This window comes from Nostoc sp. (assembly GCF_036917675.1).
Taxonomy (GTDB): domain Bacteria; phylum Cyanobacteriota; class Cyanobacteriia; order Cyanobacteriales; family Nostocaceae; genus Nostoc.
In genome coordinates this window covers 227,008-239,313 of record NZ_JBALCT010000051.1, presented here as the reverse complement: position 1 = coordinate 239,313, position 12,306 = coordinate 227,008, and the positions used below count along the sequence as shown (strand labels likewise).

Annotated in this window: 5 protein-coding genes and 1 other RNA gene; 5 read left to right on the top strand and 1 reads right to left on the bottom strand. The window is 44.7% G+C overall.

Features of this window, described 5'->3' with window-relative positions:
- Positions 1-277: 277 nt before the first annotated feature.
- Positions 278-667, top strand: a transfer-messenger RNA (tmRNA) gene (ssrA, locus tag V7K31_RS19100).
- 406 nt (positions 668-1,073) lie between these two features.
- Here the strand turns inward: ssrA and V7K31_RS19095 are convergent.
- Positions 1,074-1,529: a helix-turn-helix domain-containing protein gene (locus V7K31_RS19095; protein WP_335096086.1), complete on the bottom strand. Its 456-nt coding sequence runs from the start codon at positions 1,527-1,529 to the stop codon at positions 1,074-1,076.
- 1,134 nt (positions 1,530-2,663) lie between these two features.
- Here V7K31_RS19095 and V7K31_RS19090 point away from each other — a divergent pair.
- The 4 genes from V7K31_RS19090 to V7K31_RS19075 all read left to right on the top strand — a co-directional run bounded on the left by V7K31_RS19090 (position 2,664) and on the right by V7K31_RS19075 (position 12,070).
- Positions 2,664-4,403: a diflavin flavoprotein gene (locus V7K31_RS19090; protein ID WP_335096084.1), complete on the top strand. Its 1,740-nt coding sequence runs from the start codon at positions 2,664-2,666 to the stop codon at positions 4,401-4,403.
- A 349-nt stretch (positions 4,404-4,752) separates the two neighbouring features.
- Positions 4,753-6,465 (top strand): diflavin flavoprotein, encoded by a 1,713-nt coding sequence (locus V7K31_RS19085; protein WP_335096083.1) that lies wholly within the window; start codon positions 4,753-4,755, stop codon positions 6,463-6,465.
- Positions 6,466-6,698: 233 nt separating this feature from the next.
- Positions 6,699-10,901 (top strand): CBS domain-containing protein, encoded by a 4,203-nt coding sequence (locus tag V7K31_RS19080; protein WP_335096080.1) that lies wholly within the window; start codon positions 6,699-6,701, stop codon positions 10,899-10,901.
- On the top strand, positions 10,898-12,070 hold the full coding sequence (locus tag V7K31_RS19075; RefSeq protein ID WP_442941319.1) for a hybrid sensor histidine kinase/response regulator: 1,173 nt from the start codon (positions 10,898-10,900) through the stop codon (positions 12,068-12,070). Before V7K31_RS19080 ends, V7K31_RS19075 begins: the two co-directional genes overlap by 4 nt.
- Positions 12,071-12,306 lie beyond the last annotated feature (236 nt).

Below are 12,306 nucleotides of genomic sequence, written 5' to 3'. Positions count from 1 at the left end.
CTCATTTGCTCACGAGGTGCTGATGTCTTCAAATTTCAGCTTAAGCCTTGTGAGCTTTCTTACAAAAGCCCCCACTTTTAAAACATCCTCTTAGACCCAAGATCAATTAGTCGATACTGAGCGTTCGACAATAGTATGATTTGCCGAAATTGTGGAGACGATAATTTTTGAAGTGCTTTCGTTACAGACGAAGCAGAACACTGAGCATGAACCAAAAATTTTTTATCTGATAACACATTTCAAAAATCGCGTATTATAATTGAAGTATGAAGTGCATGGGTCCGTCACGGTTTCGACAGGTTGGCGAACGCTGCTCTGTGATTCAGGTCGAGAGTGAGTCTCCTCTCGGAAATCAAAGGCTCGAAAAAAAAGTAAATGCGAACAACATCGTTAACTTTGCTCGTCGGGAAGCTCTAGTAGCTGCCTAAACACCTCTTATAGGTTCGAGCGTCTTTAGTTTGACTCCGTTAAGGACTGAAGACCAAACCCCAACGGATGCTCTAGCAAGCGTTCTCTGGTTGGCTTGTTGGCTAAGATTAAATCAGAGCATCCTACGTTCGGGATAATGAACGATTCCCGCCTTGAGGGTCAGAAAGGCTAAACCTGTGAATGAGCGGGGGGTCAATACCCAATTTGGACAGCAGTTCGACTCTGCTCGGATCCACTAATGATAGCTAACAAATCCACCAAACACTTTAATGTCTAGGTGGATTTTGTTTTATCTAAACAGAATTCAGTAGTCAGGAATCAGAATTCACAATCAATTGGAGTCCGATGGTTACTGAGCAGTTTGGCAGAGCTACCTGTAGGACTTGCATTACCCTGAGCTTCCCCGTAGCAGGGTGGTTTCATACAAGCAGAGAAAAACTAAAACTGGGTTTCAAAGCCTCTCGACCTTTCGGGGAGAGGAATGGAAGCGGGGTAAAAAGTCATGTTACAAAATGAGAATCAAGACTTATGTATTTTTCTTTCTTCGTATGAAACCACCCTGCCCTGAGCTTCCCCGTAGGGGTACGCGAGCGTCTTGATTCTGACTTCTGAATTCCTCTTCAACAGAGTTATTCAACAATCAGCTAATTCTTCTGTTTCTGGGGTTGTGTGCGTGGATTTTCAAACCTCCTTCCCCTTTTTTTTAGTACCCGTCGTAATCGGTCTGCACTCAAGCTTACTTGACGCTCAGATGCGAGTTTTTTTGCCAGTTGTTTTGAGTTATAAGTCTGTCGCTCTTGAGCTAAACAATTTTCTAGATAAACCAAATCTGATTCCGAATATCGGGGTTTTCCTCCTCGACCAGGAGCATCCCACAAACCTGCTAAACCCATCTTTTCCCAGCGATGAAGAGTTTGACGTACTGTTGAAATTGCCCAGTTTAAGCCTTTAGCAATATGCTCATTTTTTAAGCCGCGAGCATTCAGCAATAAAACTTGAGCACGATCCTTGGTACGTTGAGGAACATCTTTGGCTTTTCTTAACTCTTCTAAAGTCAGCTTTTCTTCTTCATTTAGAAAGACTTTCAATCGGCATCCCATAAACGATAACCTTTCACATAGTCAATTTTTGGTATTCTTATATCTATTCACGCCTCTATATTTACTACGACATGTATTTAATAATACACTTGTAATTTGAGTAACAAGTATTAAGTATGCCGAAGTCTAGCCTTATGGCTGTTATGCGCGAAGTATTAGGTTGAGAACATTGTTAATATTGGTAATTTATCATCGGTAATGAATTTTCGTAGAAAGTTAGGTACACAAAAAACGACACCCTTAGCCTGTATGGGCATATACATTGGATAGCCAGACGCTGTAGCTTATGGCTATGATGAAAATAATTTGTTGGCGTTCTTTTGATTAGTGCTTAGGTTGATAATAAAGAAACTGTATCATCAAAATTATTAGATTATTCGTATTTTTACGGTCATTCATCGAAACTTTAAAAAAGATTTTTAGGCTAGTTTATACTTGAATAAGCAGAAAAAGGTATACAGTCCCAGTTATTTTTATTCAACTCGTCTCAGAAACTTGCTCTTGATTACCTCTAAAAAGACATCTATTTTCTCGACTTTACATAAAATTTATATTTTACGTAACAAGATTCTTGCTTGAGACAACAACATATTTAATGCCCATTGGAAAAAAGAGTAGGAACATCTCATTTGATGGATATTTAAAATCTGCGAAAAATTTGTCATACCTTTCATACTTAGTTATAAGAAAGGACTTGAAAAAAACTAACTTTTTCTATTCTCTTAAGACATCGATTTTGCGATCGCCCAATATTCTACACCACAATTATAAAGTTTCTTTGTAAATCCTGGTATGTACTTAGCATTCATACGTCATTTTCAAAAACAAACGTTAGTATAACAGTGGTGGAGGTGTGATATTTCTTTTAAGTTTTTATTGTTAAATAATCTGATGAACATGATATTTTTGAATTAGGATAAAACCAGATAAATAGGAAAATTAAATACTCAGTAATTTTCTCGAAAAAAGTTAATATTTAGTATATTTTTTGATTAATGTTTTTTTATAAAAAACAGCAATAATTGATACAAGTTAAATTTTTCAAAAACTGATATTCATTACAACTTAAAAAGAAAATAATCGGGACAATGGGGGCAGAAGAAAAACCTGTTAATTTGCGCTCGGAGACGAATAATGGTAGCGATGTCTACGACAGGCAATGCCCACGCAGAGAACGTTCAACATCGGTTAACTATACAAACTGTAGAAATTGCCCCTAACACAACGGCGATTCGCTCTCTTGATTGGGATCGCGATCGCTTCGATATCGAATTCGGACTCCAAAACGGTACAACCTACAATTCATATCTAATTAGGGGTGAACAAACAGTTTTGATTGATACTTCTCACCAGAAGTTTCGCAATCTGTATTTAGAGACTCTAAAAGGTCTTGTCAACCCCAAAACAATTGATTACATAATTGTCAGCCACACAGAGCCTGACCATAGCGGCTTAGTAGAAGATGTCCTCCAGTTAGCTCCTAGAGCTACCGTCTTAGCCTCAAAAGTTGCGCTTCAGTTTTTGGAAGGCTTAGTACACGATCCTTTTTCTAAGCGGGTTGTAAAAACTGGCGATCGCATAGATATTGGTAAAGGACACGAAATGGAATTCGTGAGTGCGCCTAACCTGCACTGGCCAGATACAATCTTTAGCTTTGATCGCAAAACCCAAACCCTTTACACCTGTGATGCTTTTGGGATGCACTTCTGTGACGATCGCACCTTCGACGAAGATTTAGAAGCGATCGAAGCTGACTTTAGATTTTACTACGACTGCTTGATGGGCCCTAACGCTCGTTCTTTGGTGAATGCCATGAAGCGAATGAGCGAACTAGGGAAGATTAATATTATCGCCAACGGCCACGGGCCATTATTATACCACCATCTAGATGTTCTAACTGGGTGCTACGAAAATTGGAGCCAAAAACAAGCTAAAGCAGAAACCACCGTTGGCATGTTTTTTGTCTCAGATTACGGGTATAGTGAGCGCATTGGCCACGCAATTGCCGAAGGTATACTGAAAACTGGCGTTGGGATAGAAGTCCTGGATCTAAGTACTGCCCAGAGCCAAGAAATCCAAGAACTAGCTGGGAGAGCAGTTAGCATCATTATTGGTATGCCCCCTACTACAAGCGCCGCCGCCCAAGCTAGTATCAGTTCGCTGCTAGCTGTTGCCAAGAACAAGCAAATGGTTGGGCTGTTTGAATGTTACGGTGGGGATGATGAACCCATTGATACACTCCGCAGAAAATTTCTCGACTCTGGCATCAAAGAAGGCTTCCCAGCGATTCGGATTAAAGAGGCTCCCACCGCATCAACATTCCAGTTGTGTGAAGAAGCGGGTAAAGACTTGGGACAATTGCTGGTGCGCGATCGCAACATCAAGCAAATCAAGTCCCTCGACGTCGATATGGAAAAGGCGCTGGGTCGGATTAGTAGTGGACTGTATATAGTCACCACTAAAAAAGGAGATGTGTCAAGTGCAATGCTGGCATCCTGGGTAACGCAAGCGAGTTTGCAACCATTAGGATTCACAATTGCCGTTGCGAAAGACCGCGCCATTGATTCCTTAATGCAAGTAGGCGATCGCTTCGTCCTCAATGTTTTGGAAGAAGGCAATTATCAAGAATTGAAAAAGCACTTTCTCAAGCGCTTGCATCCCGGTGCTGACCGTTTTGCGGGAGTGAAAACTCAAACCGCGAAAAACGGTTCTCCGATTCTAACTGATGCTCTGGCATACATGGAATGTGAAATACAGAGCAGTATGGAATGCAGCGACCACTGGATTTTATACTGCACCGTCCAAGAAGGTCGTGTCTCCAAAAACGATGGACTCACAGCCGTTCGCCATCGCAAAGTAGGTAATTACTACTAAGAAATGGGGAGTAGGGAATGGGGCATGGGGCATGGGGCATGGGGCATGGAGTATAAGTTATCTCAGAACTTGCACCAGTCCCTACAACCGCCTCAGAATGAATTCTGAGTCTGATAGCTAAAGTCGTTCTTTAGAAGACTGAGTAAGGTTTGTAGTCCACTAAGCGTGGACTTGCGCTATTAGCCTGAGAATTTATTCTCTGGCGGGATATGGGGCAGGTACAAGATATGAGATAACTTATTTCTCCTCATTCCCAATGCCCAATGCCCAATGCCCAATTCCCAATGCCCAATGCCCAATTCGCAATGCCCAATTCGCAATGCCCAATTCTTAACTTTATCCAACAGCTATGACCAATTCCAAGCCACGCGACGTACAAGTTCTACCAATTGCTACAAATACTAAGGCGATCAGAGCGCGTAGTTGGTCACGTCTGCGGTTTGAAATTGAATACGCACTTGGAAGAGGTACTACCTCCAATTGCTATTTAATTGAAGCTGATAAAACCGCACTTATTGATCCACCGCCAGAAAGCTTCACCGAAATTTATTTAGAGGCATTGCGCCAGACTTTAGATTTGACAACTTTGGATTATATCATTCTGGGTCATTTTAATCCCAACCGAGTTGCAACCCTGAAAGCAATTTTAGAACTGGCACCACAGGTAACTTTTGTCTGTTCTCTTCCCGGTGCGAACAATTTGCGTGCTGCTTTTTTAGAGCAAGATTTGAAAGTCTTAGTGATGCGGGGGAAAGAAACTCTGGATTTAGGCAAGGGTCATGTTTTAAAATTCTTTCCCATCCCCAGTCCACGTTGGCCGGAAGGACTTTGTACCTATGACCAGCAAACCCAAATTCTTTACACAGATAAGTTATTTGCAACTCATGTCTGTGGTGATGAAGTGTTTGATGATAACTGGGAAGCGCTCAAAGAAGACCAGCGTTACTACTTTAACTGCCTGATGGCTCCCCAAGCTCCTCATGTAGAAGCAGCTTTGGAGAAAATATCAGATTTGCAGGTGAGAATGTATGCCGTGGGTCATGGTCCCTTGGTACGCACCAGCTTAATTGAACTTACCAAAGCTTATGGAGAATGGAGCCGCGCTCACAACGATCGCGAGATTTCTGTTGCTCTACTTTATGCTTCAGCTTACGGGAATACGGCGACTTTAGCGCAAGCGATCGCTCTGGGACTAACTAAAGGTGGAGTCGCAGTCAAATCAATTAACTGCGAATTTGCCACCCCTGATGAAGTTCGCATCAACCTAGCACAGTCAGATGGTTTTATCATCGGTTCTCCCACCATTGGCGGTCATGCACCAACTCCCATTCATACTGCTTTAGGTATTGTGCTATCAAGCGGTGACAACAGCAAACTCGCTGGCGTATTTGGTTCCTATGGTTGGAGTGGCGAAGCCTTTGACTTAATCGAAGGTAAACTCCGGGATGCTGGATATCGCTTTGGCTTTGATACCCTAAAGGTCAAGTTTAAACCTGATGATGTTACTCTCAAATTCTGTGAAGAACTAGGCACAGACTTTGCCCAAGCACTGAAAAAAGCTAAAAAGGTACGCGTACCACAACAAGCCGCTACTCCAGTGGAACAGGCTGTTGGCCGGATTGTTGGTTCCGTTTGCGTGGTGACAGCGAAACTTGGAGAAGTGTCTACCGGGATGCTAGGCGCTTGGGTTTCTCAAGCCACCTTCAACCCACCTGGACTAACTGTGGCGATCGCCAAAGACCGAGCGATCGAATCTTTAATGTATCCAGGCGGGAAGTTTGCCTTAAATATTCTACCTGAAGGCAATCATCAAGATTACATGAAGCATTTTCGTAAATCTTTCGCGCCTGGGGAAGACCGATTTGCCAACTTTAATACAGCAGTTGCGGATAACGGCTGTACCGTCCTTACCGACGCATTAGCATATTTGGAATGCTCAGTCAACCAACGTTTGGAATGTGGCGATCATTGGGTTGTGTATGCAACTGTCGATGAAGGTAAATTACTCAAGCCTGATGATGTTACTGCGATCAACCATCGGAAAACGGGCACTCATTATTAGATAGTGAGAAATTGGGGACTGACAAATAAAAAAATATCCAATTATTTATTGTGGGGTGGGCAAGATGCTCATCCCAGTTTTTTTGTCAATATCTAAATCTTGATTTTCTGGGCAGATTATTGTGATCTGTCCAAAACCCCAACGCTCTCAAGGTTTAATAATTTTGCCGTTTAAGTAATTTGTGTATTGCTAATGGGAACAATAAAGAATAAATGCTTTTACATTAATCATTAATGTTTAACCGCGCAACGGCTCTCACCCCATCAGAACTGAAGTTTACGATCGCCCGTAATCTCCTGATAGTTAAACCGGATACGACGGTGATGGACGCGATCGCCCAAATGATCAGCGTGCGGGCTACAGATAATACCACTAAAACTGCGGATGAGCAACTGGATGAACTCTATCTAGAGGCAGAATCAAGCTGCGTGTTGGTAGTGGAAGACGGGCGGTTGCTAGGTATTTTGACAGAGTGGGACGTGGTGCGCCTGAGTGCCCAGCAACGTTCTCTGGAAAATCTAGCGATTCGGGCGGTGATGGCACATCCACTTGTTACCCTGCACGAGTCTGGTTTTACCGATTTATTTTTTGCGATTAATCTGCTCCAGCAGCATCACACTCGCTACTTACCCATCCTGGATGAGCAGGATCGCCTGGTGGGGCTGGTGACTGATGCAAGTCTATGCCAAACGTCCCGCCCGATGGATATTTTGCGGTTACGGCTGGTGTCTGAGGTGATGACGAGTGAGGTGATTTGGGCCACGCTGGATAGTTCCATGCTAGCGATCGCCCAACTCATGCTAAAGTACCGCGTTAGTTCGGTGATCATTGTGCAAACTGGCAGCCAAGCTGAACCTCTGCAAATTCCAGTGGGGATTGTTACCGAGCGAGATATTGTCCAGTTTCAGGCATTGAGTTTGAACCTAGAAACCTGTCTAGTAGACACGGTGATCAGTACGCCGATTTTTTCCGTGAAACCCAACGATTCGCTGTCGGTGGTACAGCAGTTCATGGAACAAGGCTCAATCCGCAGGTTAGCGGTAACGGGAGAACAGGGTGAACTATTGGGCATCGTCACCCAGACTACTTTGCTGCAAGCCCTCAACCCGTTGGAGCTAAAAGGTGCCGAAGCGATCGCCATCTACCAGATATTTGCAGCGCGAGCCGCCGCCGAATTGCAGCGTCAAGTAGCAAATAATGCACTACATCGCTTGAATCAGGACTTGGAAGTGAAGCTAAAACAGCGAACTCAAGAACTACAAGCGCGAGAGGCACAACTCCGGGATCTCTTCGACAACGCGACCGATTTGATCCAAAGCGTTTCACCCGACGGTCGGATTTTATTTGTGAATCGGGCATGGAAAGAAACCTTGGGATACAACGATACCGACCTGGAGCAGCTGTCCATTTTCCAGGTTATCCATCCCGATGACCTTGTATATTGCCAGACAGCGATCCAAAGCCTATTTACTGGCGCACTCAGTTTAGATATCGAAACCAGATTCCTGACCAAAGATGGCAGAGAGATCAGCGTCGAGGGGAATATCAATTGTCAGTTTGAAGATGAACAGGCGATCGCCACGCGGGGCATCTTTCGGGACATTACCCAGCGCAAACAAGCCCAAGCGCAAGTCCATAAACTATCGGAACGCCTCGCCTTGTCGCTCAAATCTGGGGCGATCGGCTGTTGGGACTGGGACATTTTACAAAACACCATCCTTTGGGATGAGCGGATGTACGAACTGTATGGTGTCACGAAACAATCTGATTCCCGTGTGTTCTACGACATTTGGGCAAACAGGCTACATCCCGATGACCGCACCTTTGCCGAAACATTGATCCAGCAAGCCGTTTTAGAACAGGTAGAATACGATACCGAGTTTCGGGTCGTGCATCCCGATGGAAGTATTCACTTTATTAAAGCCTATGGGGTGGTGGTGCAAGATGCTCAGGGCAATCCCCAGAGCATGATTGGGGTCAACTTTAATATTAGCGAACGCAAACAAGCCAAGAAAACCATTCGCCAACAGGTCGAACGAGAACAACTACTGCGAGAAATCACCCAGAAGATTCGTCAATCCCTAGACCTCCAGACCATTTTCGACATCGCTTGCCAGGAAATCCGCTCAGTGATTCAGGCCGATCGGGTGTGCATTTTCAAATTTAATCCCGAATCCAACTTTGATGAGGGCGAATTTGTGGCTGAATCAGCTGTAGAAGGGTTTTCCTCAGTGGTGGCGATTCGGGTACACGACTACTGCTTTGGCGAAAACTATTCATCCCTGTATGCCTTGGGTAGGTCTTATGTTGTCGATGATATTTATAACGGTGGGATGACAACCTGCCACACTGACATCCTGGCTCAGTTTCAAGTGCGTGCCAATCTGATTATGCCGTTCCTCTGCGGTAATAAGTTATGGGGCTTGCTGTGCATCCATCAGTGTGCGACAACCCGCCATTGGCAGCAGTCTGAAATTGACTTTACCCTACAACTTGCCAACCAGTTGGCGATCGCCATTCAACAAGCGAATCTCTACGAGCAAATCCAGTCGGAACTGTTGGTGCGGCAGCAAGCCGAAGCCAGAATTGCCCTGGAACTGCGACGACAACACGCCTTGGGGGCGATTATCCAAAAAATTCGCCAGTCGCTAGATATCAACGAGATCCTGGCAACGGTGACTCAGCAGGTCAAAGACGTGATGCAGAGCGATCGCGTCATCGTGTTCCAGCTCTTTGCTGACGGCAAAAGTCAAATTGTCGAAGAAGCCTTATCTGGTGAGTTCCCCGCCCTCAAAGACTGCCACTGGGATGACGAAATCTGGTCTCCAGAAATTCTCGATTGCTACTGGCAGGGTAAGCCCCGCATTGTCCCCGATGTGATGAACGATATTTGGACGGATTGCCTGGTGGAATACTCAATCGTTGGTCAAATCCAGTCCAAAATTATCGCACCGATTTTACAAGACGTGCGAGGCAGCGAAACCCATCGCTGGGTTGCCCCCTGGAAAACTAACAAGCTCTGGGGGGTTTTGGTTGTCCATGCCTGCCGAGAAAAACGAGTGTGGAAAGACTCCGAAGCGCAACTCCTGCGACAAATTGCCAACCAGTTGGCGATCGCCATTCAGCAAGCGAGTCTTTTTGAGCAATTACAGCAAGAACTCGCAAAAGGACAGCAGGCAGAGGCAAAGCTAACCGAGAGCAATCAACAACTGGCAATTTCTAACCAAGAAATCGCCCGCGCCACCCGCCTCAAGGACGAATTTCTGGCGAACATGAGCCACGAACTTCGCACCCCCCTCAATGCCATTTTGGGCATGACCGAAGGGCTACAAGAGGAAGTCTTTGGCATCGTCAACGAGCAACAACTCAAAGCCTTGCAAATCATTGAGGGCAGTGGCTCTCATTTGCTGGAGTTGATCAACGACATCCTTGATGTGGCAACAATTGAAGCTGGACAGATTAAACTGGACTGCACCTCAGTTTCAGTTGCTGATCTGTGTCAATCCAGTCTGGCGTTTATCAAACAGCAGGCATTCCAAAAACGGATTAAGGTTGAAATCAAACTTCAGCTGAATCTACCTGACCTGCTCGTGGATGAACTACGCATTCGGCAAGTGTTAATTAACCTGCTTAACAATGCGGTGAAATTCACCTCAGAGGGGGGACGCATTACCCTAGAAGTTGTTCAACTTTCCCCCGACATCACCACTACCGATTCCTGCTTGCAACACTTGCTGCAAATTGCCGTGAACGATACAGGCATCGGCATCTCGCCAGAGAATATCAAACAACTATTTCAGCCCTTCATCCAAATCGATAGCGCCCTGAACCGTCAATATCCGGGTACAGGCTTGGGACTGGCATTGGTGAAGCGAATTGTCGAACTCCACGGCGGTAGGGTGGGGCTAACCAGTGAACTGGATGTGGGCAGTTGCTTTACGATTGAGCTACCCTATACTCCCCGTTCTCCCTTCTCGCCGGAATTGACGGCAGGTAATCAACCCTCTGCTATTCTGAAACTGGATTTCCCTCCTGCCAAGGAAACCGCAAACTATGTCCCCTTGATCTTGCTAGCAGAAGATAACGAAGCCAATATCAGTACTGTTTCTAGCTACCTCGGTGCCAAAGGCTATCACATTCTGTTAGCAACAAATGGTCAACAAGCAATCGACCTGGCCAGAACTCACCACCCTAACTTAATTTTGATGGATATCCAAATGTCGGGAATGGACGGTTTAGAGGCAATGAGACAGATTCGCCTCGATCCTAACTTGATTGAGATTCCGATCGTTGCCCTGACGGCCTTAGCGATGACGGGCGATCGCGATCGCTGTTTAGAAGCAGGAGCCAACGAGTACCTAACTAAACCCGTGAAACTCAAGCAACTAGCCACCACTATTCAACAGCTTTTAATTGCAACAAATGCTAACAAATGAATATGCCCTCTATTTTAGTAATTGACGATCAACCAGATAACTTTGATGTGATTGAAACCCTCTTAAGTAAGCAAAATTATCAGCTGCACTATGCTGCCAGTGGTCAAGAGGCGATCGCATCCCTCAAGCTATTTCAGCCAGATGTGATTTTGCTAGACCTGATGATGCCGGGAATGGATGGGATAGAAGTGTGCCAGCGAATTAAAGCCATGCCGCAATGGCAGCCAGTTCCCATCATCATGGTGACGGCTCTCACCGCCAAAGAAGACCTCGCTCGCTGCCTAAAATCAGGTGCAGACGACTTCATTAGTAAACCCGTTAATGCTGTCGAATTGCGGGCACGCATTCATTCAATGCTCAGGATTAAGCAACAGTACGACAACATCCAAACTTTATCGAATATTCAAGCAAGTACCATCAAAGTCTTGGAAAGCACACTGATTCAACTACGCGGCAACTTGGTTTCTAGTTTACCCCATGAACTCAATACACCACTAAATGGCATTGTCGGAACCATCAGCCTACTCATCGAAAATATTGACGACATGGATAGTGCCGAAATCCGTGAACTTTTAGGCATGGCAGATCAATCCGCCCGTCGCCTAGAAAAATTAACCAAACAATTTTTGATCTATTTAGAACTAGAGTTATCAACACATCAGCAGTCAAACATCAAACCTCAGTCAACTCACTTTTCAATGGTAGCGATTGAAGCGGCTTTGCAATCCCATACTGAAAGTGTTAATCGCAGCAAAGATTTCATATTTGCAATTGAGGAGGCTGATGTGTCAATATCGGATCGATATCTAGCGATTATCCTCCATGAATTAGTTGGTAATGCGCTCAAATTCTCCCAGAGTGGGACAGCAATTAAGATCAGTAGTCAGGTGGTGGCAGGAATGCTAAATGTCTCCGTGCATGATTTCGGATGGGGCATGACAGAAGAACAGATATCTAAAATCGGTGCTTTCATGCAGTTTGAACGCAAAACCTACGAACAGCAGGGCACAGGCATGGGCTTAAAGCTTGTGCAAAAAATCCTCGAACGTTGTGGTGGGCAGTTCTCAATTTCAAGTGTCTATCAGCAAGAAACAACGGTACATATTGGAATGGCACACTTGAAAAGCCGAAACACTTGTGATTTAAGCAGTTTGCAATTGCTGACATAATTCATGACAGGTGAGTGCGAGGCTTCTTTTGGTTCAAGCTCAAAAATCTTTGCAACTGATGAATCGGCTGTAAAGGCGTACATCTGTAGACCTTTTCCAACATATCTGTAGGAATTTCCTGAAATTGTATGACTTTTCACCGGATGTAAAATAAGTATTAAAGCGTAAACAACATAAATTCACTTGCTAAAATTCCGCAATTGCCACCAAGACAATTCCAAAAACACAGTGTAGCC

Bases quoted from the DNA above. Each gene is read 5' to 3' on its own strand.
- V7K31_RS19090 (WP_335096084.1), top strand. From the start codon at position 2,664: ATGGTAGCGATGTCTACGACAGGCAATGCCCACGCAGAGAACGTTCAA.
- V7K31_RS19095 (WP_335096086.1), bottom strand. From the start codon at position 1,529: ATGGGATGCCGATTGAAAGTCTTTCTAAATGAAGAAGAAAAGCTGACT.
- V7K31_RS19080 (WP_335096080.1), top strand. From the start codon at position 6,699: ATGTTTAACCGCGCAACGGCTCTCACCCCATCAGAACTGAAGTTTACG.
- V7K31_RS19075 (WP_442941319.1), top strand. From the start codon at position 10,898: ATGAATATGCCCTCTATTTTAGTAATTGACGATCAACCAGATAACTTT.
- V7K31_RS19085 (WP_335096083.1), top strand. From the start codon at position 4,753: ATGACCAATTCCAAGCCACGCGACGTACAAGTTCTACCAATTGCTACA.